Below are 24,072 nucleotides of genomic sequence, written 5' to 3' on the forward strand. Positions count from 1 at the left end.
TTCTCTATGGCAGAGGGGTCCGACGACACACTACCGATCAGTAGCCTCGAGTAGCCACTGCTCAACGATCCTGGATCGGTTCAGACTCCGGCGCTTCCGGAGAATAGTCAGACCACCGCGAGCGGCAGTGCCGTCGGGTGCACCGGAGACGGCAGATCCGACCGTCCGGTAAGGAAGGCGTCGACGCCGTGCGCGGCGGACCGCCCCTCCGCGATAGCCCACACCACGAGCGAGGCACCGCGGTGCGCGTCACCGCAGACGAACACGCCGGGCGCGCTCGTCTGCCAGTCGGTCCCGCACGAGAGCGAGCCCCGACGTGTCAGCGTCAGTCCGTAATCATCGAGCAGCTGTCCGTGTTCGACACCCTCGAAACCGATCGCGAACAGTGCCAGGTCACAGGGAAGTTCGATCTCCTCCCCGATCGGGGTGATGATCCGCCGACCGTCCTCGTCGCGCTGCACCTCCACCTCCGCCAGCACCATCGCGCGAACGTGGCCGTTGCCGTCACCCAAGAACCGTTGCACCGCAACCTGATGACGGACCACGCCGCCCTCGGCGTGCGCGGGCGAGGTTCGCAGCACCAGTGGCCACGCGGGCCACGGCGATGTCGAATCGTCGCGCATGTCCGGCAGCGGTTGGTTGTAATCGAGCTGAGTCACCGACGCCGCACCTTGGCGATGCGCCGTTCCGAGGCAATCGGCCCCGGTGTCACCGCCACCGATGATGACGACGTGCTTGTCCTTTGCTGTGATGGACGTCGGACCGTCGCCCTCACACTCCTTGTTCGAGGGCACCAGGTGCTCCATCGCCAAGTGAATACCGTCGAGTTCGCGTCCCTCGACCTCGGTGTTGTCCCGCGCCCGCAGAGCCCCTACCGCCAAGATGACCGCGTCGTATGTCTGCTGCAGCTGCTCGACGGTGAAATCGACGCCCACCTCACAGTCGGTGACGAAATGAGTTCCCTCGGCGCGCATCTGCATCAACCGCTGATCCAGCACGGACTTCTCGAGCTTGAACTGAGGAATCCCGTACCGGAGCAGACCACCGAGCCGATCGTCGCGCTCGTAGACGGTCACATCGTGGCCCGCGCGGGTAAGCTGTTGCGCGGCAGCCAGGCCCGCCGGCCCGGAGCCGACGACGGCCACGCGCTTGCCCGTGTTGATCGTCGGCGCCTGCGGCACGACCGAGCCCGAATCCCACGCCAGATCGGCGATGGTCTGCTCGATGCGCTTGATGGTCACGCTGCCACCGGTCTCACTCTCGGAAATCGAGAGCACGCACGCAGACTCGCACGGCGCAGGACAGACCCGGCCGGTGAATTCGGGAAAGTTGTTGGTCGCGTGCAGGCGATCGCTAGCCGCATCCCACCGGCCACGCCGAACGAGATCGTTCCACTCGGGAATCAGATTGCCCAGCGGGCAACCTGCAGTTCCGGAGTGACAGAACGGGATTCCGCAGTCCATGCACCGACGCGCCTGAACCGACACATCCTCGGCACGCTCGGAAGCGGGCTGCTGCGAGTAGACCTCGTTCCAGTCCTTGACACGCTCGGCGACCGGCCGCTTCGCGGCCTCCTGCCGTGCGACTTCGAGAAAACCTCGCGGATCAGCCACGTGCTGCCTCCATGATCGCAGAATCGACGTCGCGCCCTTCGGCGCGCGCCATCGATGTCGCCTCCAGCACCCGCTGGTAGTCGACGGGCATGATTTTGGTGAACGATGCCGACCGCCGCGGCCAGTCGGCGAGCAGCGACGCAGCCACCGCCGAACCCGTCCAGGCAAGGTGATCGCCGACGGTGTCCTTGAGCCACGCTAGGTCGTCGGGATTCGGTTTCTGCAGCGACACCATGGCCATGTTGACCTGGCTATCGTCCAAACCGAGGACGTAGGCGATGCCGCCCGACATCCCTGCCGCCATGTTTCGCCCGGTGGGCCCGAGCACCACCACACGGCCACCCGTCATGTACTCGAACGCATGGTCACCGACGCCTTCGTTGACCGCTGTCGCGCCCGAGTTGCGCACCGCGAAGCGCTCTCCCACACGTCCACGAAGGAACACCTCTCCTGCGGTCGCACCGTAGAGGATGGTGTTGCCGGCGATGACGTTGTCCTCGGCGACGAACGTCGCATCGGGAGACGGTCGCACGATCAGTCGACCGCCGGAAAGACCCTTGCCCACATAGTCGTTGGCGTCGCCGACAAGATCGATGGTGATGCCCGGACGTAGGAAAGCTCCGAGCGACTGCCCCGCGGAACCGGTGAGTTCGATACGGACCGTGTCATCCGGCAATCCCGCTCCCCCGTACCGGCGAGTCACCTCGGAGCCCAACAACGTTCCGACGGTGCGGTTGACGTTGCGCACCGGCAGTTCGAGCTTGACCGGGTGCGCGTCTTCGAGCGCGCCCTCGGCGAGCTGAATCAGCGTCCGGTCCAGCGCCAGGTCGAGTCCATGGTCCTGTCCGCGTAGGCGACGACGCTGAGTCATCGGCGCGCCGTGTGGATCCTTGGGCATCGCGAAGATCGGAGACAGGTCCAGTCCCTTGCTCTTCCAGTGCGCGACCCCTTCGGCGGTCTCGAGGGCATCCGCGTGGCCGACCGCCTCGTCGATACTGCGAAAGCCCAGCTGAGCGAGATAGCGACGCACATCCTCGGCCACGAATCGGAAGAAGTCCTCCACGAACTCGGGCTTGCCGGTGAATCGTTTGCGCAGTTCGGGATTCTGGGTAGCCACCCCCACTGGGCAGGTGTCGAGGTGGCAGACGCGCATCATGATGCAGCCGGACACGATGAGCGGTGCTGTGGAGAAGCCGAACTCCTCGGCGCCGAGGAGGGCAGCGATGATGACGTCGCGGCCCGTTCGCAGCCCGCCGTCGCACTGGACGGTGATTCTGTCGCGCAAACCGTTGAGCACCAGGGTCTGCTGCGCATCGGCGAGACCGATCTCCCATGGCGCGCCGGCATGTTTGAGCGAGGTCAGTGGCGCTGCGCCGGTGCCACCGTCGTAACCGGAGATGAGTACCACGTCGGCGTGAGCCTTGCTGACGCCGGTGGCGACGGTTCCGACACCGACCGAGCTGACGAGCTTGACGTGAACCCGGGCCTTGTCGTTGGCGTTCTTCAGATCGTGAATGAGCTGCGCGAGGTCCTCGATCGAATAGATGTCGTGATGCGGTGGCGGCGAGATCAAGCCGACTCCGGGCGTGGAATGGCGTGTCTTCGCAACCCAGGGGTAGACCTTGAAGCCCGGCAATTGGCCGCCCTCACCGGGTTTGGCTCCCTGCGCCATCTTGATCTGAATATCGGTCGCATTGACGAGGTAGTCGCTGGTGACACCGAAACGACCGCTCGCGACCTGCTTGACCGCGCTTCGACGCTCGTCGTCGTACAGCCGATCCGTGTCCTCACCGCCCTCGCCCGAATTCGAGCGTCCACCAAGCCTGTTCATCGCCACAGCCATGGTCTCGTGGGCTTCGGCCGAGATCGAACCGTAGCTCATCGCACCCGTGTTGAACCGGGTGACGATGGCCTCCGCCGATTCGACCTCGTCCAGCGGCACGGGCTCGCGCACACCGTCCTTGAATCCGAACAGTCCACGCAGCGCTCCGCCTTCGCGGGTGAGTCGATCGACCTCGCTGCTGTACTTCTGGAACACGTCGTAGCGGCCGGTCCGCGTCGCGTGCTGCAACAGGAACACCGTTTCCGGTGTGAACAGATGCAACTCGCCCTCACGGCGGAACTGGTATTCGCCCCCGATGTCGAGTCGACGATGCACGCGGTCGGTCGGGTTCTCCGGGTAGGCACGACGGTGCCGAACCTTGACCTCTTCGGCCAGCACGTCCAGCCCGACGCCGCCGAGCGTGCTCACCGTGCCCTTGAAGTACTCCCGTACGACTTCTTTGTCGAGACCGATGGCTTCGAACACCTGCGCTCCGGTGTACGAACCCACCGTCGAGATGCCCATCTTCGACATCACCTTCAGCACGCCCTTGCCCAACCCGTACAGGTAATTGCGCACCGCAACAGTCGATTCGACGCCGGTGAGCTCTCCCTCTGCCACGAGGTCCTCGATCGATTCCATGGCGAGGTAGGGGTTGACTGCCGCAGCGCCGTAGCCGATGAGAAGCGCGAGATGGTGAACCTCGCGAGCGTCGCCCGATTCCACCACCAGCGCCACCTTGGTGCGTTCCTTGGTGCGCACCAGATGGTGGTGTACCGCCGCGGTCGCCAACAGCGACGGAATCGGTGCGTAGGTGTGGTCGGAGTCTCGGTCGGAGATGACAAGGGTGCGATAACCCGAGGCGATCGCGTCGCTGGCTCTGCGCCGCAGTTCCTCGATGGCCTCGGCCAGACCCTCACCGCCGCGCTCGACCTCGTAGAGGCCGCGCAGCACCGTCGCCGACAGTCCTGGGTGCTCACCGTCCTCGTCGATGTGAATGATCTTGTTCAGCTCGTCGTTGTCGAGCACCGGGCGCGAAAGCACGATCTGGCGGCACGAAGCGGCGGTGGGCTCGAGCAGGTTCTGCTCCGGGCCCATCACGCGAGCAAGTGAGGTGACGACTTCCTCGCGAATGGAATCGAGCGGCGGATTGGTCACCTGTGCGAACAGCTCGACGAAGTAGTCGTAGAGCTGACGCGAGCGCTGCGAAAGCACTGCCGTGGGTGTGTCGCTTCCCATCGAACCGAGCGGTTCGCCGCCCGATGCGGCCATCGGGGTCAGTACGACACGCAGATCTTCCTCGGTGTATCCGAACGCAACCTGCCGGCGGACCACCGAATCGTGGTTGTACTGAACGTGTGCACGCTCGGGCAGGCTCGCGACATCGAGCAGACCCGCATGCAGCCACTCCTGGTATGGGTGTTCGAGCGCCAGTTGCATCTTGATTTCTTCGTCGGGAACCATCCGGCCCGCCGCAGTGTCGATGAGGAACATCTTGCCCGGCTCCAACCGCCCCTTGGCGACGATCTCGGCCTGTGGGACGTCGAGCACGCCCGCTTCGCTGGCGAGAATGACTCGACCGTCGACGGTCTTCCACCAACGCCCCGGCCGAAGCCCGTTGCGGTCGAGGACCGCACCGACATAGGCGCCGTCGGTGAACGTCACACACGCAGGACCGTCCCACGCCTCCATGATCGAGGCATGGAACTGGTAGAACGCCTGAACCTTCGGATCCATGCTTCGGTGGTTCTCCCAGGGCTCGGGCACCATCATCATCACCACGTGCGGCACGCTGCGGCCACCGAGATGCAGAAGCTCGAGAACCTCGTCGAGCGAGACCGAGTCGGAGCCCTCGGGATTGCAGATCGGGAACAGACGCCGCAGATCACCCGGGATGAGGTCGCTGGCCAGCATCGCCTCCCGTGCTCGCATCCGATTCCGATTGCCCTTGACGGTGTTGATCTCGCCGTTGTGGGCGAGGTAGCGGTGCGGATGCGCAAGCGGCCAGGATGGAAAGGTATTGGTCGAGAAGCGGCTGTGCACGATTGCGATCGCGCTACTGCACAACGGGTTTCGTAAGTCCGGAAAGTACAGGGGCAGCTGCATCGTGGTGAGCATGCCCTTGTAGACGATGGTGCGAGCAGACAGCGACGGAAAGAACAGGCCCGTTCCGGCAGCCTCGATCTCGGGCGTCACCCGTTCGGCGCGCTTGCGTAAACCGAACACATGACGATCCAGTTCGAGACCGCCGGGGCGCTGCCCATCGCGTTCGGGAGCAGCGACGAAGAGATACGACATGTGCGGCATGCATCCGAGCGCGGTGACACCCACATCGGCGGCGTCCGGGTCGACGTCCACAGTGCGCCAGCCGAGTAGCTCCAGACCCTCCTCGACGGCGATGGACTCTACTCGCTCGACGGCGGCAGACCTCTCACGGACTCCTTGCGGAAGGAAACAGATACCCGCAGCGTAAGTGTTCTCACCGTCGTCGGTTGGGCTCGGCAGCGCGAAATCGACCAGTGAGGCCAGCAACTCGACGGGCAACTGGATGAGAATCCCGGCGCCGTCTCCGCTGTTCGGCTCGGCTCCTGCTGCGCCTCGGTGTTCCAGATTCTCCAGCGCGAGTACTCCGTCGGCGACGATCCCGTGCGACCGGCGCCCCGCGATGTCGGCGATCATGGCGACGCCACAGGAGTCCTTTTCCTGGGCAGGGTCGTACAGGCCTTGCTTCGCAGGCAGTTGTGAGAACAGCAAGTCAGCCACCTCCCTCTTGGCCAGGAAGGCGCTCACGGATCGTCCGGCACCAATTCGGGGCCACCACGCGTCCTCGGCGACTCCGCTGACGATCACCTGCGAAAATCGACGGTCGCAAGTGAACTTTCGAAACGAACGGGTCTTACCGGGACAGCTCTGGCCCGCGAAGGAATCCGGCCGACGTGGCCGAATATTTGCAGCGTACCGCAGCGTCCGATGCAGCAGTAAATCAACAGCCTCGTTGCGGGCGATCAGTCACGCAGGGGGCGACCATGCTCGTCGCGAATGTTCCCGGTGAGCATCATGATTCCGTCGATGATCGGCCAGATACCGCCGATGCCACACGTGAGCCAGGTAACCGCGATCTGAGCGACCGCGATTCCGGGCTGATTGAGGTAGAAACGTCCTGCACCGAAGGGACCCAGCAGAATCCCGAGAAGGCCGCCGGTCAGTTTGGACTTGTCGGAGTAGGGTTCGCCGGTCATGGGGTGACGGCCGTAGGGCGCTGCCGGATCCACTGCGTACGGCCCACCCGGGTAGCCGCCGGGCACCGGGTACCCGGGTGGTGGGCCGTAACCCTGCTGGCCGCTGTAGCCCTGCTGACCGCCATAGCCCTGCTGACCGCCATAGCCCTGCTGACCGCCATAGCCCTGCTGACCGCTGTAGCCCTGTTGACCGCTGTAGCCAGCTCCCGGAGGCGGGTATCCCTGCTGCTGCTGCTCGCTCTGCGAGTAATTCGGATCCGGCGGCCCGTACACCGGGCCCTGGCCCGAACCGGTCCACCCTCCCCCATAGCCACCGGGGGTGTCGTCACGGTTGCTGTCATCGCGGCCGGGCTTGTCGAAGCTGATCGACGATGCCTGCTGCGGTCCCGTCTGATCGGTGGCGTCCGCGCCCTGCCCCTTGTCGGAGAACGGCGCCGTCTCGGAAGCGCTGGGCGGCGGATAGCTCGGGGTCTCGCCCCATCCGGGACCGTTGCCTACTCCGGAGTGCACGTCCCAACCCGGGCCGGATCCGGAACCGGAACCGGTAGCGCCGGTGACCGGTCCGACGTCGGAGGTCGCCGGCGGCGCCGACAACGACGCCTCTGCGGTCGCGTCGTAGTCGAATGCGGAACCGAACTCGGGCCGCGTTTGTGGGTCGGATTCCGACGGCTTGGCGGAACCAGAGCTGTCCTCGAACCGCGACGTATCGTCGGATCCTGACTTGTCACCTGACTCGGTCATGTGTGCTCCTCGTTGCGTTTCGACTTTTCATCCGGGTCGGCTGCTCCCGGAGTGCCGTTGACTACGTTGCTCCCGACGGCCTCGGTGTCCACGGAATCGCCGTCCACACCGTCTTCGGTTTCGCGGACGTCGTCGTTCGACCGCAGAGTTTCCGGGTCCTCTCGTCCCTTCTTCGCCAGCACGATGTACACGACAGCGAGGACGAACACGATGCCCGCAGTGAAGGTGTTGATGCGGATGCCGGCGATCTCGGTCGCGTAGTCGTCGCGGAGCAACTCGACCCAGAATCGGCCGGCGCAATAGCCCGCCACGTACAGCGCGAACAACCGGCCGTGCCCGATGGCGTAGCGACGATCCACGATCACCAGCAGCACAACGACAGCGAGGCTCCACAGCATCTCGTACAGAAACGTCGGGTGCACGACTTTGTCCACGAAACCTGTCGATACCCCGGCCAGGGAGTCGACTCGACCGGAGTCGTCGACTCGCTGGTAGATCTCGAGACCCCACGGCCTGGTGGTCTCGCGGCCGTACAGTTCCTGGTTGAAGTAATTGCCGAGGCGACCGATGGCTTGCGCAAGCAAGACCGGCGGCGCTACGGCATCACCGAAGGCCGGTAGCGGGATACCTCGTCGGCGACATGCAATCCAGGCTCCGACGCCACCGAGCGCGACCGCACCCCAGATCCCGAGACCGCCGTTCCAGATCGCCAGAGCTTGCACCGGATCACCGCCAGGACCGAAGTAGGTGCTCCAGTCTGTTGCGACATGGTAGAGACGGCCACCGAGCAGACCGAACGGCACTGCCCACACCGCGACGTCGAGAACTGTGCCCTTTGTTCCCCCACGGGCGACCCATCGCCGATCACCCCAGACGACGGCGACCACGATACCGGCGATGATGAACAGTGCGTAGGCCCGCAATGCGATCGGCCCTATGTACCAGACGCCCTGCGGCGGGCTTGGAATGTACGCGAGAATTGCCGTCGAAGGCGACATGCCGGTGATCACGAAGCCAGGCTAGCCGAACGAACACCCTCGGCGAGTTCGCTCGTGAGCTCGGCGACCGCGTCCAGACCGTTGTCCACGGCGGTGACCAGCGCGGATCCGACAATGACCGCGTCGGCGTACTGTGCTATCTCGGCTGCCTGTGCACCAGACCGGACACCGAGACCGACCCCGACCGGAATGTCCGAGTGACGGCGTATCCGCTGGGTCAGTTCCGGTGCCGCGGAGGACACCGCGTCACGCGCGCCGGTGACACCCATGGTCGATGCGGCGTAGACGAAGCCGCGGCTCGCCGCGACCGTGCTCGCGATTCGCTCCTCCGTCGAGGACGGGGCGAGGAGAAAGATGCGGTCGAGATCGTGAGCATCCGACGCCTCGATCCACGCGCCGGCCTCGTCCGGAATGAGGTCGGGCGTGATGATCCCCAGCCCACCTGCTGCAGCCAGATCGCGCGCGAACGCGTCGACCCCGTAGTGCATCACCAGATTCCAGTACGTCATTACGACGGCCTTGCCACCTGCGGCCGACACCTTCTCGACGACGGTGAACACATCGCGCACCCGCGCCCCTGCACGTAAGGCTGTGTCGGCTGCGGCTTGGATCGTCGGGCCGTCCATCACGGGGTCCGAGTAGGGAATTCCGACCTCGACGATGTCGCATCCGTTCGCGACCATAGTCTCGAACACCTCGATGGACTTGGGGACGGTCGGGAACCCCGCAGGGAGATATCCGACCAGTGCAGCGCGGTTTTCGGCACGGCACTGGTCGAATGTATCCGCGAGCCTGGAACGCCGTTCGGTCATGCTGGCTCACCCTTTTCGTCGTCGACCTTGGCTTCGCCGCGGGCGTCCACCAGCCCGAACCACTCGGCGGCGGTGTCCACGTCTTTGTCACCACGTCCGGAGAGGTTCACGAGGATGATCGCGTCCGGACCCATCTCCTGTCCCAGCTTCAATGCTCCGGCCACGGCGTGGGCGGATTCGATCGCAGGAATGATTCCCTCGGTCCGGCTCAGCAGCCGGAATGCCTCCATTGCCTCGGTATCGGTGATACCCCGGTATTCGGCCCGACCGATGTCGTGCAGGTGAGAGTGCTCGGGACCGACCCCTGGATAGTCGAGACCGGCAGAGATGGAGTGACTTTCCACGGTTTGCCCGTCCTCGTCCTGCAACAGGTAGGAATACGTTCCGTGCAGCGTGCCGGGCGAGCCCCCACTGATGGTGGCCGCGTGCCGACCGGTATCGACGCCGTCGCCGGCAGCTTCGAATCCCACGAGGCGTACGGACGGATCGTCGATGAATGCGTGGAAGATTCCGATCGCATTCGATCCGCCACCGACGCACGCCGCGATCGCGTCAGGTAGACGACCGGTCGAGGCCAGGACCTGCGCTCGCGCCTCCAGGCCGATGATGCGCTGAAAGTCGCGGACCATTGCCGGGAAGGGATGCGGACCTGCCACTGTGCCGAAGCAGTAGTAGGTGTCGTCGGCGTGTGCAACCCAGTCACGGAGCGCTTCGTTGATTGCGTCCTTCAAGGTGCGCGAGCCGGATTTGACCGCGACGACGGACGATCCGAGCAGTCTCATGCGGGCGACATTGAGCGCCTGACGCTCGGTGTCGACCTCGCCCATGTAAACGACACATTCGAGTCCGAGCAATGCGCACGCAGTTGCGGTGGCAACACCGTGTTGACCGGCACCTGTTTCGGCGATGACCCGCGTTTTACCCATTCGCTTCGCGAGCAGCACCTGCCCGAGAACATTGTTGATCTTGTGCGAACCCGTGTGATTGAGATCTTCCCGCTTGAGCAGGATGCGGGCTCCACCCGCGTGCTCCGACAGACGCGTAGCTTCGAACACCGGCGACGGCCGACCGGTGTAGTCGCGCTGCAACCGGTCGAGCTCGGCGAGAAACTCGCTGTCGCTTCGAACCTTGTCGTACTCGGCGGTGACCTCTTCGATGACGCCCATCAGCGCCTCCGGTACGAAACGTCCGCCGTAGACTCCGAAATGGCCGCCGACGTCGGGATCGTGCGGGCTACGGTCGGTCAGCCCCAGGCTCGCCCGAGGAAGATCGCCGCCTTTGGAAAGAGGTGTCGATAGGTCGCTGCTCACCCATCCAGTCTGCCCCAACAGCCCCCGGCATCGGCGTTCGGGGCAGCAACCGGCGACCCCGGCTGGGGAACTATGTCAGCGAGCAGGTTTGGGGCAGGACGGATGGGTGCCCGCCGTCACCAAGTCCGATACCGCTGTACGCGGATCACCACTGGTGACCAGGCCTTCACCGACGAGAACAGCGTCGGCTCCGGCGCCCGCATACGCAAGCAGGTCCGCTGTACCGCGCACACCCGACTCGGCGACTCGGATGACCTCACTGGGCAACCCGGGAGCGATTCGGCCGAAACTGTCACGGTCGATTTCGAGAGTCTTGAGATTGCGCGCGTTGATACCGATGACGCTGGCGCCCGCTTCGAGCGCGCGATCGGCTTCGGCCTCGGTGTGTACTTCCACCAGCGCGGTCATGCCGAGCGACTCGGTTCGGTCCAGCAGCGACGCGAGCGCATCCTGCTCCAGCGCCGCGACGATCAGCAGGATGACGTCGGCGCCGTGCGCACGAGCTTCGTGGATCTGGTACGGCCCGACAATGAAGTCCTTGCGCAATACAGGTATGTTCACCGCTTTGCGAACAGCGTCGAGGTCAGCGAGCGAACCGTGAAAACGCCGCTCCTCGGTGAGAACGCTGATGATTCGCGCCCCACCCTGCTCGTAGGCCTGAGCCAACTTTGCCGGGTCGCCGATATCGGCAAGCGCACCCTTCGACGGGCTCGCGCGTTTGACTTCGGCGATCACGCCGATGCCGTCTTCGTGCAGCGCCGCCGTCGCATTGAGCGGGGCGGGCGCCTTGGCGGCCGCGGCCTTGACGGCCGTGAAATCGATCACCGATTCGCGTGCAGCAACGTCGGCGCGCACACCGTCCAGAATCGAATCGAGAACAGTCATGGTGACCCGAGTCCTTTCCATCGGTGACCTGATGTGAGGAAACTCATCGAGGCCATCCCTAGCGTAGTGGGCGCTTTCAGTCTTCCGAACTCCGGGGGCCGGACCGATCGGTGGGGTCTTCGCCCGCATCCAGGGCATCCCACAACATCCGCTCGGTCAAGTCTTCCCCCTCTCCATTTTCGGCCGCACGCTCCGACGCGGTCTTCGCGCGCTTGGCAACCTCATCCCGTCGCGAGGCCGGGGCGTCGTACTTGGAAGACAGTACCTTCCGTGTGGTCGGTTTCCGAGCCAACGTCACCGCCGCACCGAACGCGCACACCGCACCGACCACAGCGAGGATCGCCGGCGTCGCAGAGACACTGGTGGAAACCACTTCCGCCCGGCCGGGGAGCTCGGCGAGAGTGGCTGCCTTGCCCGCTGATACCTCGCCGAAGAGCGCATCGACGGCGGGAATCGCGGCGGCAACGGCAACCAGGCCGACCAGCGCCGCGAGAATGCGCGACGCCCATCCCCGAACTGCGAACGACGCCGCGACTGCAGCCACCAGAGCCAACGCCAGCGGAGTGGTCGCCGCAGCCCACGTACCACCGTCGAGATCCGTCGATCGCGCCTCCCCCAAGCCGTCGAAGGACACGACCCGGATCCACGTCATCCGCGAACTACCCCACAGGCACGCCGCCGCCACAAGCAACAGGGCAACCGGAATCGCGGCAACCCTCGACCGACGTGGCGGTTGCGCCTCCTCCGTCACCGCCTGTCCCTCTGCTGTCACAGACTGTCCACGGCGCGTAGCGATTCCGCTGCCGCGACCGCTCCCAGGACGGCCATCGCCTTGTTCCGCGCCTCGGCGTCCTCGTATTCGGCGACCGAATCGGCGACGACGCCGGCGCCCGCCTGAACGTAGGCGGTTCCGTCCTTCATCAACGCCGTCCGGATGGCGATCGCGGTGTCGGCGTCGCCCGAGAAGTCGAGATACCCGACGATGCCGCCGTAGATTCCACGCCGCGTGGGTTCGAGCTCGTCGATCAGTTCCATAGCCCGCACCTTCGGAGCGCCCGACAGCGTGCCCGCCGGGAAGCACGCTTTGACCGCATCCAGCGCCTGTTTGCCGTCGGCGAGACGACCGGACACCGTGGACACCAGATGCATCACGTGGCTGTAGCGTTCGATGTGCCGATAGTCCCCGACACGGACGGTTCCGGGAGCGCAGACGCGGCCGAGATCGTTGCGGCCGAGATCGACCAGCATCAGGTGCTCGGCGTTCTCTTTCTCGTCGGCCAGCAGATCCTTCTCGAGCAGTACGTCCTCTTCCTCGGACGTTCCCCGCCAACGTGTTCCCGCGATCGGGTGTGTCGTCGCTACGCCGTCGACCACCGTCACCAACGCCTCGGGGCTCGAGCCCACGATCGAGAACGCGGTCTCACCGTCGTCACCCGGAACGTGCATCAGGTACATGTACGGACTCGGATTCGATGCCCGCAGCATCCGATACACATCCAACGGGGTTGCCTCGGTGTCCATCTCGAAACGCTGTGACAGCACCACCTGGAACGCCTCACCGGCCTCGATCTCTCCGACGAGGCGTTCGACATCTCGGCCGAATCCCTCGGACGTGCGCTGTCGTCGATACTCCGGCTTGGGCCGTGCCATGGTCGAGACGGTGGAGTGGGCAGGAGCTGCCAGATCGGCGCACATCCGGTCGAGCCGGCGGACAGCGTCGTCGTAGGCCTCGTCGACCCGGTCGTCGGTGCCGTCCCAGTTGACCGCATTGGCGATGAGCGTGATCGCTCCCTCGTGGTGATCGACGGCGGCGAGATCGGTGGCGAGGAGCATGACCATCTCGGGGACGTGCAGGTCGTCCTGGGCGTGCTCGGGGAGCTTCTCGATTCTTCGGACCGCGTCGTAGCCGAGGTAACCGACCATGCCACCGGTCAGCGGTGGCAGCCCGGGGAGCCGCTCGGAATGCAGCAACTCGAGCGTCCGGCCAAGTACCTCGAGGGGATCGCCACCCGACGGGACACCTGCGGGGACGTTTCCGCGCCACACCGCCTCACCGTCCGAGGTGGTCAACGCCGCAGGGGTTCCAGCGCCGATGAACGACCACCGAGACCATGACCGTCCGTTCTCCGCCGACTCGAGCAAGAACGTGCCGGGCCGATCACCGCCCAGCTTCCGGTAGGCGGACAACGGTGTCTCCGAGTCCGCGAGGACCTTGCGGATGACCGGAACGACTCGGTGCTCTGCGGCCAACGAGGTGAACGTTTCGCGACTGGTCGTCGACTCGGCGCCGACGTCGCTCGGTACACCCGGACTGGTGGTGGTCTCGCCATGCATGCGCCCATCCTCCCAGGTGCTGTGCGCACTCGAGTGCGCGCGGTAGCCTCACGAGAATGAAACCAGGTGACCGCGTCGAGAACTTCAAACTGCCCGACCAGAACGGCAATCCCCGTTCGTTGGACAGCCTCCTGCAGGACGGGCCGCTGGTGCTGTTCTTCTACCCGGGCGCGCTGACCCCGGGATGCACCGTCGAAGCCTGCCACTTCCGTGACCTCGCGTCGGAATTCGCCGAAGCCGGCGCATCTCGCGCAGGCATCAGCACCGACACCGTCGACAAGCAAGCAGAGTTCGCCGATGTGAAAGCCTTCGACTACCCATTGCTCTCCGACGAGAGTGGCGCTGTGGCAACGCAGTTCGGCGTCAAGCGTGGACTGCTGGGCAAGCTGTCGCCGGTGAAGCGGGCGACGTTCGTCATCGACGTGGATCGGACGGTATTGGAAGTGTTCACCAGCGAGTTCCGTTTCGAGGCGCATGCGGATCACGCGCTCGAATTTCTCCGCAACCGCTCCACGGCCTAATCCCCGTGGACGAATCGACGGAAAGCTCCGAACCACTCTGGTTGACCGACAGCCAGCAGGCCGCGTGGCGCTCGGTCGTTGCCATCGTCACGCGCCTGCCTGCAGCGCTCGACACGCAGCTGCAACGGGACTCGGGACTGACACACTTCGAGTACTTCGTGCTCTCGGGACTGTCGGAGAATCCGGATCGGCGGATTCAGCTCAGGGACCTGGCGACGTACGCCAACGCCTCGCTGTCTCGGCTGTCGCACGTGGTCACCAAACTCGAGAAGGCCGGGTGGGTTCGCCGGGAATCCATCGCCGGTGGCCGCGGGTCTTTCGCCGTTCTCACCGACGCCGGGATGGACAAGGTCATCGACGCAGCGCCCGGGCACGTGGCCACTGTCCAGGCACTGCTCTTCGAAGGGCTGAACGAGGATCAGGTGACACACCTGAGCGAGCTCAGCTCGGTCATGCTGACGCAACTCGACCGGGGCATCGCGGACGGCACCGGCAGAGCCTGACACCGAACGTCAGCTCAGCAGCACGTCCGCATCGAAGCACGTGTGGCGACCTGTATGACAGGCCGCGCCCTCCTGGTCGACGACGAGGAGGACGGTATCGCCGTCGCAATCCAACCGGACCTCGTGCACGTACTGCGTGTGGCCCGACGTCTCGCCCTTCACCCAATACGCCTGACGCGACCGCGAATAGTACGTTCCCTTGCGGGTCTCGAGGGTGCGCGCGAGCGCTTCGTCGTCCATCCACGCCACCATCAGCACGTCGCCGGAGCTGCGCTCCTGGGCGACCGCGCTGAACAGGCCCGCCTCGTTGCGTTTGAGGCGTGCGGCGATCGTCGGGTCGAGACTCATAAGACCGTTCTACTCCTAGAAATTCAGCGGACGACGATGCCGTCGGCGCGCATCGCATCCTTCACATCGGCGATGGTGAAATCTCCGAAGTGGAAGACACTGGCAGCGAGCACGGCGTCGGCGCCCGCGCCCACGGCCGGCGCGAAATGCTCGACTGCTCCCGCTCCCCCGCTGGCGATCACAGGAACGTGCACCGCGGCACGCACCGCAGCGATCATGGGCAGGTCGAAGCCGGCTTTGGTCCCGTCCGCATCCATGGAGTTCAGCAGGATCTCACCGACACCGAGTTCAGCTCCGCGGCGCGCCCACTCGATCGCGTCGATGCCCGTTCCGCGCCTACCTCCGTGCGTGGTGACCTCCCACCCTGATGGCGTGTCCTGCTGACCATCGGGAACGGTTCTGGCGTCGACCGACAACACGATGCACTGCGAGCCGAAGCGCTCGGACAGCTCACGCAGCAACTCGGGCCGGGCGATGGCGGCCGTGTTGACGCTGACCTTGTCGGCACCCGCGCGAAGCAACGTATCGACATCGGCAACAGTCCGGATGCCGCCGCCGACGGTGAGTGGGATGAAGACCTGCTCGGCTGTCCTGCTCACCACATCGAGCATCGTGCCGCGGTCGGAAGTCGAGGCGGTGACGTCGAGGAACGTCAGCTCGTCGGCGCCCTGCGCGTCATAGGCCGCGGCCAGCTCCACCGGGTCACCGGCGTCGCGCAGATTCTCGAAGTTCACGCCCTTGACCACACGCCCGGCATCGACGTCGAGACACGGGATCACACGTACAGCCACCGTCATCGGACACGTCCTTCCAGAAAATCGGCGGGATCGCCGAGTTCGGCGATCACCGCAAGGAGTTCTTCGTGCGCGCCGGGTGAACCCGCAAGAACCGACCCGGAGTCGATGGTCCACGGATTACCGAACAGATCGGTGACGACTCCGCCCGCAGCTTGCACGGCGAGTGCACCCGCGGCGTTGTCCCAGGCTCGGTGGCCGAACACAACACATCCGCCGAGAACACCGTTGGCGGTGTAGGCGAGGTCGACACCGGTGGCGCCGTGCATGCGCAGGCGGGAGGAGACGCGCGAGAGCTCTTCGAGGATGCGCACCCGAAAGAGCCCCGGAATCCGTCCGCGGCTTGCGATGTTGAACGCTCCGAAACCGATCATCGAGTCGGACAGAGGCCGCTCTGTCAGTTTCGGCAGGGCCTCACCGTTGAGTCGCACGGGCCCACCGCGTGCTGCAGTGAATCGCTGTCCCACCAGTGGAAGCCACGTCAAACCCAGCACCGGCACCCCGTCGTCGAGCAGTGCCAGCAGTGTCCCCGCCGAGGGCAACCCGGCCGAGTAGTTGAACGTCCCGTCGATGGGATCGAGCACCCACACCGGGCCCTCGTGCAAATCCGGCCCGCCGAACTCCTCGCCGTGCACGGCGATACCGGTCTCGTCGAACAACTCTGCAGTGAGCCGCTTCTCGAGTTCCAAGTCAACCGCTGTCGCGAAATCGTCGGGCCCCTTCTGCACGGCACTGGGGGCGCCGACTCCGGTGACGAAACGGCCGTGGATACCGTCGAGCAAACGACCGGCGATCTCCAGCAACCGTTGTGGATCCTCGGGCAGGCTCATCTTCGGCGTGCTACCCGGACACTGCCGCGAGCGCGTCGGGCAGCGTGAACCGTCCCGCGTACAGCGCCTTGCCCACGATCGACCCTTCCACTCCCACATCCACCAGACCGGCGATCGCCCGCAGATCGTCGATGGTCGACACACCGCCGGACGCGATGACCGGCCGGTCCGTCTTTTCGCACACCTGGGCAAGAAGTTCGAGGTTCGGACCGGTCAGCGTCCCGTCCTTGGTCACGTCGGTGACGACGTACCGCGAGCAGCCATCGCGCTCGAGACGCTCGAGCACCTCCCACAGATCGCCGCCGTCGCTGACCCAACCGCGTCCCCGTAGGCGGGGTTGCCCGTCGACGATGAGCACGTCCAGACCGACGGCCACCCGATCGCCGAACTCGCCGATGGCCTGCGAGCACCACTGCGGATTCTCCAGCGCAGCGGTGCCGAGGTTCACCCTGGCGCAGCCGGTTGCCAACGCCGCGCGGAGTGACTCGTCGTCGCGGATACCGCCGGACAGTTCGACTTTCACATCGAGCTCACCGACCACCTCGGCAAGAAGTTCGCGGTTGGATCCACGACCGAACGCGGCGTCGAGATCGACCAGGTGCACCCATTCGGCACCGTCGTTCTGCCAAGTCAGTGCAGCATCACGGGGAGATCCGTATTTGGTTTCACTCCCCGCCTCTCCCTGAACGAGACGTACAGCTTCGCCGCCTGCGACATCGACAGCAGGCAATAGGACCAGGCTCACGTGCGCTTATGCTACTGCCACCGACGATTGCGGAAACCGCCAGGGTGTTTCGGCGCCCGCGGGCGCCGAACTCATGTGTCGTCCGACTCTGTCTCGCCCAGACGGCGCGTCATTCGAGTCGACACCACACCCATCGCGGTGATCGCGCTGGCGATCCCGACCGCCACGATGAGAAGCCCCCATCCCGGCGGGGGCGCCAGCACTGCGACGATCACGGTCGTCAGCAGCAGCACCGTCGTCGCAGATCCCAGTGCGAAGACCGCCAGACGGCCGAACGAGAACTCGCGATCGGTCACCGCGTTGCGGTCACAGCGCGGCGGTCACAGCGTTGCGGTCACAGCGTTGCGGTCACAGGGAGTCGACCCAGTTCTTCAACAGAGCAGCTCCGGCGTCACCGGACTTCTCCGGGTGGAACTGGGTGGCCGAGAGCGGGCCGTTCTCGACGGCGGCAAGGAAGTCACCACCGTGATCGGCCCACGTCAGCAGCGGAGGTGGGAGCACGTCGGACGGCTCCATCTCCCACCTCTGGGTTGCGTAGGTATGCACGAAGTAGAAACGCGTGTCGGCATCCAACCCGTCGAAGAGCACGCTCTCCTTCGGCGCGCGCACAGTGTTCCACCCCATGTGCGGCAACACGTCCGCCTGCAGTCGCTCGACGGTGCCCGGCCACTCGCCGCAGCCGGCGGCCTCCACACCGAACTCGACGCCGCGTTCGAACATGATCTGCATTCCGACGCAGATGCCGAGCACAGGACGCCCCCCGGCGAGGCGTTGGCCGATGATGCGATCGCCTTTGACTCCCAGCAGACCCTCCATGCAGGCGGCAAACGCACCGACGCCCGGCACAACGAGACCGTCCGCAGCCAGTGCAACCTTGGCATCGGAGGTGAGGGTCACGTCGGCGCCGACGCGATCGAGCGCTCGTTTCGCCGAGTGCAGATTGCCCGAGCCGTAATCGAGCAACGCCACAGATTTCATGACCGGAGTCTATCGGGCCGGGTACGGGCCGCGATCGCCACCGCCACCGCCATCATCACCGCGAGCGCAGACGCCATGACGAACCCCGCCGAGTAACCGACCGTGCCGACCACGAGGCCTAGTGCCATCGCACCTGCCCCGGTTCCGGCGTCGAAGCCGATGTTCCAGGACGCGCTGGCCTGACTGTAGCGCCGCGGTCCCGCCGCTCGGAAAGCCATGACCAAGCTGTCGTTCTGGGTCGCTCCGTAGCCGAGCCCGAAGACCGCAGCTGCACCGAAGAACACGTAGCCGGGATTGGATCCAGCAACCGCGAACGCGAACAGCGCAACACCCCCGGAGACGAGAATCAGGGCTGGGGCGAGCGCCCTGCCCACTCCGACGCGGTCCGCGATCGCACCTGCCCCGTATCGGCCCACCAGCATCGCGCCGCTGATCACAGCCAACGCGATGCCGATCATCGTCTCTCGTCCGATTTCGGCGATGGGCAGCAGGCTCGACAGCCCACCGAACGAGGCCGACGCGGCAGCGATCGCAAGACATGGAATCAGCAGCTGCTTTGCCGCCGAGTTCTCACCGGACGCACGTGCCGGGGGTGCGGTCGGGTGAATCGGGGGCAGGAAGGCAATGGCGATCAGACCGAGCATCGGCACGATCGCACCGAGCACGAACACCGAAGCCGGCGATACGGCGAACAATGCGAGACCCAGCGGCAGGGTGACCGTCTGGGACAACGCGATGGAAATGCCCTGCGCTCCAGTGGCCCGACCGAGTTGTCCGGTTGGTGCCAGCTCTGCCACCAAAGCCGAACCGGCGACGGTCAGCATGCCGAAACCGATTCCGCGAACCGCCGATACCGTCAGCGCAGGCACGACCGCCACCGACAGCACGAACAACGCGGCCGGGAGCCCCAGAAACGCGCAGCCGAGGGCCAACACCTTCCGATGTCCGAGCCGCACCAGCAATCGCGGCACCCACAACTGCGTCAGAACTGTCGTCGCCATGAAGATCGCAGTGCTCGCGCCCGCGACCGCGTCAGAACCCCCGCCGACCGAGATCGCAAGGGGCACCACAGGCAGAAGCAGCCCCCACCCACCGAAGGCGGCAGCGCCCATCATCATTGCTGCCGGCAGTCCCCTGATGGACAGCAGCGGGGTCAAGCCTGGCTCACAGGCTTCCCTTGGTCGACGGAACGCCGGTGACGCGGGGGTCGAATTCGACTGCCTGCCGCAGCGCGCGGGCCACGGCCTTGAACTCCGCCTCGGTGATGTGATGCTGATCGCGGCCGTACAGAACACGCACGTGCAACGCGATCCGCGCGTTCATCGCCAACGACTCGAAGACATGTCGGTTGATGACGGTGGCATACGGGACACCCGGGTATCCGCCGATGATGGAATGCACCATGTAGTCGGGTTCTCCGGTGTGCACGCAATACGGCCGACCCGACACGTCCACCGATGCGTGCACCTGCGTCTCGTCCATCGGAATGAACGCATCACCGAAGCGCGTGATGCCGGACTTGTCGCCAAGCGCCTGACCGAGCGCCTGACCCAGAACGATCGCGGTGTCCTCGACGGTGTGGTGGGCGTCGATCTCGATGTCGCCCTTCGCGTGCACGGTCAGGTCGAACCGAGCGTGTGTTCCGAGCGCGGTGAGCATGTGGTCGTAGAAGGGCACCCCGGTGGAGATGTCGACGACGCCGGTGCCGTCCAGATTCAACTCGACGGTGATGTCCGATTCCTTGGTCGCACGTTCGATCCGCGCGATCCTCGGTGTGTTCGCTGTTGTCATGAGATTGTCTCCGCTGCACTGGTGGTGTCGAGTTCGCTTCGCACGAGGAGCGCGCTGACGTCGAGGAACCTGTCGTTCTCGGAGTCGAGGCCGATGGTCGTTCGCAGGTAGCCGTCGATACCGACGTCGCGGATCAGCACCCCCTCGTCGAGGTAGCGCTTCCACGTGGCCGGCGCGTCCACGAACCTGCCGAAGAGGACGAAGTTGGCGTCGCTGGGAACGACGTCGAATCCGAGTTCGGTCAGGCGCGCCGACACTCGATCGCGCTCCGCGGACAGGTGGGCCACGCTACCGAGCGTGTCGGAGGCGTGGCGCAGCGCCGCGAGGGCAGCGGCCTGGGTGACGACGGACAGGTGGTACGGCAGACGCACCAGGAACATCGCGTCGACGACCGCGGGCGCGGCGACGAGATAGCCGAGCCGTCCACCGGCGAAAGCGAAGGCCTTGCTCATCGTCCTGCTGACCACGAGCTTGTTCGGGTACTCCCCGATCAGTCCGATCGCGCTGGGTAGCGCAGAGAACTCGGCGTACGCCTCGTCCAGCACGACGATCCCCGGTGCTACGTCGAGGATGCGTCGCAGGTCGCCCGTAGCGATGCTGTGTCCGGTCGGGTTGTTGGGGCTGGTGACGAACACGACGTCCGGGTTGCGTTCGGAGATGGCAGCGACAGCAACGTCGACATCCAGGGAGAAGTCGGCCCGACGGTTCGCCTCGATCCAGTCGGTCTGCGTGCCGGAGGCGATGATGGGGTGCATCGAGTACGAGGGCACGAAGCCCAGCGATGTCCGCCCCGGTCCACCGAACGCCTGCATCAGCTGCTGCAGAATTTCGTTGGATCCGTTGGCCGCCCAGACGTTCGACACATCGACGTCGAATCCGGTTTGGCCGGTCAGGTACTTCGCCAACGCAGTGCGCAGTTCGACGGCGTCGCGGTCGGGATACCGGTGCAGCTGTGTCGCCGCCTGGCGTACCGACTCGGCGACATCGTCGACGAGGGCCTGCGTGGGGGGATGCGGGTTCTCGTTGGTGTTCAGCTGAACCGGAACCGTGAGCTGCGGAGCGCCGTAGGCAGTCTTGCCCCGCAGGCTCTCGCGCAGTGGGAGATCTGCGAGCGTGGTGTCACCCCCGACAACACTGACGGCGCTCATGAGGACAGCCTCTCGAAACGCAACCGGACAGCTTCGCCGTGGGCGGGGAGATCCTCGGCATCGGCGAGTGCAATGACGTGCGGAGCGACGTCCTTCAACGCTGCCTCCGAGTAGTCCACGACGTGGATGCCGCGCAGGAAGGTCTGCACGCTCAGCCCGGACGAGTGCCGCGCGCACCCCGCGGTCGGCAGCACGTGGTTGGAACCGGCGCAGTAGTCGCCCAGACTGACCGGAGAGTAGGCCCCCACGAAGATCGCGCCCGCACTGCGCACACGTGCCGCCACCTCGGACGCGTTCTCGGTTTGGATTTCCAGGTGCTCGGCCGCGTAGGCGTCCACCACCGCCAGACCCTGATCGACGTCGTCGACGAGGACTGTGCCGGACTGCGCCCCCGACAAGGCCGTGCGCACACGCTCGGCGTGTTTGGTGAACTCCAGCTGAGCCTCGAGGGCGCGGTCGACCGCATCGGCGAGTTCCTCGCTGGTGGTGACCAGCACACTCGCGGCCATGACATCGTGCTCGGCCTGGCTGATCATGTCGGCGGCGACGTGAATCGGATCGGCCGTGGAATCGGCGAGAATCGCGATCTCGGTGGGTCCGGCCTCGGAGTCGATGCCGATGAGCGAACGGCACAGTCGTTTGGCCGCGGTGACGTAGATGTTCCCCGGTCCGGTGATGAGATCGACCGGCTCGAGCTCGGTTCCATCGGTGTCGGTGCCGCCGTAGGTCAGCAGGGCGATCCCCTGGCCCCCGCCGACCGCCCATACTTCCTCGACACCGAGCAATTGCGCTGCGGCCAGAATGGTGGGGTGCGGCAGTCCCCCGAAAGCTGCCTGCGGCGGCGATGCGACGACGAGCGAACCCACACGTGCCGTCTGTGCGGGCACCACGTTCATCACCACCGACGAGGGATAGACCGCATTTCCGCCGGGAACGTAAAGCCCGACTCGCTCGACGGGGACCCAGCGCTCGGTGACGGTCCCGCCGGGGACGACCTGCGTGGTGGAGTCGGTGCGACGCTGATCCGCGTGCACCTTTCTGGTTCGTTCGATCGCCACCTCGAGCGCCGTACGCACAGCGGGATCGAGATTGTCGAGCGCCTCGACGAGGGCGGCTGCGGGAACGCGGACACGATCGGGCCTTACGCCGTCGAACTGCTCGCAGAATTCGAGGGCAGCGTCCACTCCCCGATCGCGCACCGCGTCGACCACCGGACGTACCTGATGCAGCACCGCATCGACATCCACTCCACCTCGAGGGAGAGCGCCGCGTAGTTCGGCGGTGGATGGAGTTCGACCACGCAAATCAACGCGGGCGAGCTCGATGCGGGCAGGCATAGTTTTCCCTTCGACAAAGCGGTGAGCTGAAATCTTCTCGACAACGGTGTTCTGCCGAACCTTCAGGATAGTGGCCCGAGGCAGGGACTAGCGCCGCACGTCCCAGAGACGACGGATGAGGTTGCGTGCGCGGCGACTCAGGCGTACTTCAGGGCGAGCTGTTCGAGAGTGCTGCTGATTCCCTTCGCGTTCTGTTGCGGCACTTTGAAGAGCTCGAGCGCCTTCGGCGACTTCGCGGTGTCGTAGCGGAAGGCTTCGGTGACTGTTGTCACACCTGGCTGCGTCTCCTCGAACTCCCAGCGCCAGCTGTGTCCCAGTGGATGCTGCCACTCGATGACTTTCGAGCCGTCGTCGTCGCGGAAATCGGTGACCGTGCTCGTGATGCGGTATGGGACGCCGTACTGCTTCATGCCCACCGAGAACTTCGCGCCCTGTTCAAGTCGCTCGGGGCCCTTGACCGTGTCCTTGACCGTCCCGGAGCCATCGAGTTCGCCATGTCGGCGCGGATCGGAGACGATGGCGAACAGTGCATCCGCGCTTGCGTTGACGTCGGTCTGGCGAGCAACCACTCGGCTGCCCATGTCTACTTTGCGTATTGAACCCATGCCTGCTTTGTACCCGATCGGGACAGATCCATTCAGCGAAAACCATTGGGCATACAGCAACCCCTCGTTGTTCAATGAATCCATGAACTGGCATGTTTGGCTGGCATTTCTCGGAGCGAGCGTCGTGATCAGCCTGTCCCCCGGCGCCGGCGCGATCGCGTCGATGTCGACCGGCCTGCGCTACGGTCTGCGCCGCGGCTACTGGAACATCTTCGGGCTGCAGCTCGGCCTGTTGCTGCAGATCGCCATCGTTGCAGTCGGCCTGGGTGCGGTGCTCGCCAACTCTGCGCTGGCGTTCACCGCGATCAAATGGTTCGGCGTCGCGTACCTGGCCTACCTCGGCATTCGGCAGTGGCGCGCGGCACCCACCGATATCGCCGACGGACTGCCCGTTGCCGATCGCGGAATCGCGATGCTGGGGCGGGGCTTTCTCATCAACGCCAGCAATCCCAAAGCCGTCGTCTTCATGCTTGCGGTACTGCCGCAGTTCCTCACCCCGGCCGACGCACTTCTGCCCCAGTATCTGGCCATCGCTGCGACGATGGTGGCGGTGGACTTGCTGGTGATGACCGGCTACACATCGCTCGCGGCGCGGGTCCTCACACTGATGCGTTCACATCGTCAACAGGTGGCGACCAACAGAGCGTTCGCGGGTATGTTCTTCGTTGCCGCGACGTTCCTGGCCACGGTTCGACGGGCAAGCCCAGCCTGAACGAGA

Annotated in this window: 23 protein-coding genes; 3 read left to right on the plus strand and 20 right to left on the minus strand. The window is 65.3% G+C overall.

Annotated elements, in window-relative coordinates; all coding sequences use genetic code 11:
- Positions 1-107: 107 nt before the first annotated feature.
- The 9 genes from KVY23_RS07750 to KVY23_RS07790 all read right to left on the minus strand — a co-directional run bounded on the left by KVY23_RS07750 (position 108) and on the right by KVY23_RS07790 (position 13,754).
- Positions 108-1,613 (minus strand): glutamate synthase subunit beta, encoded by a 1,506-nt coding sequence (locus KVY23_RS07750; RefSeq protein WP_075840597.1) that lies wholly within the window; start codon positions 1,611-1,613, stop codon positions 108-110.
- Positions 1,606-6,189 (minus strand): glutamate synthase large subunit, encoded by a 4,584-nt coding sequence (gene gltB, locus KVY23_RS07755; protein ID WP_230556070.1) that lies wholly within the window; start codon positions 6,187-6,189, stop codon positions 1,606-1,608. Before gltB ends, KVY23_RS07750 begins: the two co-directional genes overlap by 8 nt.
- A gap of 251 nt (positions 6,190-6,440) precedes the next feature.
- Positions 6,441-7,415 carry a TM2 domain-containing protein gene (locus KVY23_RS07760; protein ID WP_230555962.1) on the minus strand — a complete coding sequence of 325 codons (975 nt, stop codon included), beginning with the start codon at positions 7,413-7,415 and terminating at the stop codon, positions 6,441-6,443.
- A complete protein-coding gene (gene lgt, locus KVY23_RS07765; RefSeq protein ID WP_230556071.1) occupies positions 7,412-8,413 on the minus strand; it encodes a prolipoprotein diacylglyceryl transferase in 1,002 nt (333 codons plus the stop codon). Before lgt ends, KVY23_RS07760 begins: the two co-directional genes overlap by 4 nt.
- Before the next feature lie 8 nt (positions 8,414-8,421).
- Positions 8,422-9,225: a tryptophan synthase subunit alpha gene (gene trpA / locus KVY23_RS07770; protein WP_230555963.1), complete on the minus strand. Its 804-nt coding sequence runs from the start codon at positions 9,223-9,225 to the stop codon at positions 8,422-8,424.
- Complete coding sequence (trpB, locus tag KVY23_RS07775) at positions 9,222-10,535, minus strand: tryptophan synthase subunit beta (RefSeq protein ID WP_230555964.1); 1,314 nt, start codon at positions 10,533-10,535, stop codon at positions 9,222-9,224. Before trpB ends, trpA begins: the two co-directional genes overlap by 4 nt.
- A gap of 75 nt (positions 10,536-10,610) precedes the next feature.
- Positions 10,611-11,420 (minus strand): indole-3-glycerol phosphate synthase TrpC, encoded by an 810-nt coding sequence (trpC, locus tag KVY23_RS07780; RefSeq protein ID WP_075840708.1) that lies wholly within the window; start codon positions 11,418-11,420, stop codon positions 10,611-10,613.
- Between the two features lie 76 nt (positions 11,421-11,496).
- A complete protein-coding gene (locus tag KVY23_RS07785) occupies positions 11,497-12,192 on the minus strand; it encodes a TIGR02234 family membrane protein (protein WP_374108697.1) in 696 nt (231 codons plus the stop codon).
- On the minus strand, positions 12,189-13,754 hold the full coding sequence (locus tag KVY23_RS07790) for an anthranilate synthase component I (RefSeq protein ID WP_230555965.1): 1,566 nt from the start codon (positions 13,752-13,754) through the stop codon (positions 12,189-12,191). Before KVY23_RS07790 ends, KVY23_RS07785 begins: the two co-directional genes overlap by 4 nt.
- Before the next feature lie 56 nt (positions 13,755-13,810).
- On the opposite strand from KVY23_RS07790, the gene KVY23_RS07795 reads away from it, so the two are divergent.
- Positions 13,811-14,275: a peroxiredoxin gene (locus tag KVY23_RS07795; RefSeq protein WP_230555966.1), complete on the plus strand. Its 465-nt coding sequence runs from the start codon at positions 13,811-13,813 to the stop codon at positions 14,273-14,275.
- Positions 14,276-14,280: 5 nt separating this feature from the next.
- On the plus strand, positions 14,281-14,778 hold the full coding sequence (locus KVY23_RS07800) for a MarR family winged helix-turn-helix transcriptional regulator (RefSeq protein ID WP_206511381.1): 498 nt from the start codon (positions 14,281-14,283) through the stop codon (positions 14,776-14,778).
- A 9-nt stretch (positions 14,779-14,787) separates the two neighbouring features.
- On the opposite strand, the gene hisI is transcribed toward KVY23_RS07800, so the two are convergent.
- The 11 genes from hisI to KVY23_RS07855 form a co-directional block, all read right to left on the minus strand.
- Positions 14,788-15,126 (minus strand): phosphoribosyl-AMP cyclohydrolase, encoded by a 339-nt coding sequence (gene hisI / locus KVY23_RS07805; protein WP_075840593.1) that lies wholly within the window; start codon positions 15,124-15,126, stop codon positions 14,788-14,790.
- Between the two features lie 23 nt (positions 15,127-15,149).
- A complete protein-coding gene (gene hisF / locus KVY23_RS07810; RefSeq protein ID WP_206511380.1) occupies positions 15,150-15,923 on the minus strand; it encodes an imidazole glycerol phosphate synthase subunit HisF in 774 nt (257 codons plus the stop codon).
- A complete protein-coding gene (locus KVY23_RS07815; protein ID WP_206511379.1) occupies positions 15,920-16,750 on the minus strand; it encodes an inositol monophosphatase in 831 nt (276 codons plus the stop codon). Before KVY23_RS07815 ends, hisF begins: the two co-directional genes overlap by 4 nt.
- Before the next feature lie 10 nt (positions 16,751-16,760).
- On the minus strand, positions 16,761-17,495 hold the full coding sequence (gene priA, locus KVY23_RS07820; protein ID WP_075840592.1) for a bifunctional 1-(5-phosphoribosyl)-5-((5-phosphoribosylamino)methylideneamino)imidazole-4-carboxamide isomerase/phosphoribosylanthranilate isomerase PriA: 735 nt from the start codon (positions 17,493-17,495) through the stop codon (positions 16,761-16,763).
- A gap of 71 nt (positions 17,496-17,566) precedes the next feature.
- Entirely contained in the window at positions 17,567-17,791 is a 225-nt protein-coding gene (locus tag KVY23_RS07825; protein WP_075840590.1) for a hypothetical protein, read from the minus strand.
- Positions 17,792-17,843: 52 nt separating this feature from the next.
- Positions 17,844-18,473, minus strand: coding sequence for an imidazole glycerol phosphate synthase subunit HisH (gene hisH / locus KVY23_RS07830; protein ID WP_075840589.1), 630 nt, complete (start codon positions 18,471-18,473; stop codon positions 17,844-17,846).
- Positions 18,470-19,591 (minus strand): MFS transporter, encoded by a 1,122-nt coding sequence (locus KVY23_RS07835; protein ID WP_206511509.1) that lies wholly within the window; start codon positions 19,589-19,591, stop codon positions 18,470-18,472. Before KVY23_RS07835 ends, hisH begins: the two co-directional genes overlap by 4 nt.
- Before the next feature lie 46 nt (positions 19,592-19,637).
- Positions 19,638-20,264 carry an imidazoleglycerol-phosphate dehydratase HisB gene (gene hisB / locus KVY23_RS07840; protein ID WP_206511378.1) on the minus strand — a complete coding sequence of 209 codons (627 nt, stop codon included), beginning with the start codon at positions 20,262-20,264 and terminating at the stop codon, positions 19,638-19,640.
- Positions 20,261-21,412, minus strand: a complete 1,152-nt coding sequence (locus tag KVY23_RS07845; RefSeq protein ID WP_075840588.1) for a histidinol-phosphate transaminase — start codon at positions 21,410-21,412, stop codon at positions 20,261-20,263. Before KVY23_RS07845 ends, hisB begins: the two co-directional genes overlap by 4 nt.
- Complete coding sequence (gene hisD / locus KVY23_RS07850; protein ID WP_075840586.1) at positions 21,409-22,749, minus strand: histidinol dehydrogenase; 1,341 nt, start codon at positions 22,747-22,749, stop codon at positions 21,409-21,411. The genes KVY23_RS07845 and hisD overlap by 4 nt, the downstream gene beginning before the upstream one ends.
- A 137-nt stretch (positions 22,750-22,886) precedes the next feature.
- Positions 22,887-23,354: an SRPBCC family protein gene (locus KVY23_RS07855; RefSeq protein WP_206511377.1), complete on the minus strand. Its 468-nt coding sequence runs from the start codon at positions 23,352-23,354 to the stop codon at positions 22,887-22,889.
- Between the two features lie 82 nt (positions 23,355-23,436).
- Between KVY23_RS07855 and KVY23_RS07860 the strand changes: the two genes are divergently transcribed.
- A complete protein-coding gene (locus KVY23_RS07860; protein ID WP_230555967.1) occupies positions 23,437-24,066 on the plus strand; it encodes a LysE family transporter in 630 nt (209 codons plus the stop codon).
- Positions 24,067-24,072 lie beyond the last annotated feature (6 nt).

Source organism: Rhodococcus sp. I2R, from assembly GCF_020889545.1.
In the GTDB taxonomy this organism is placed as follows: Bacteria; Actinomycetota; Actinomycetes; order Mycobacteriales; family Mycobacteriaceae; genus Rhodococcoides.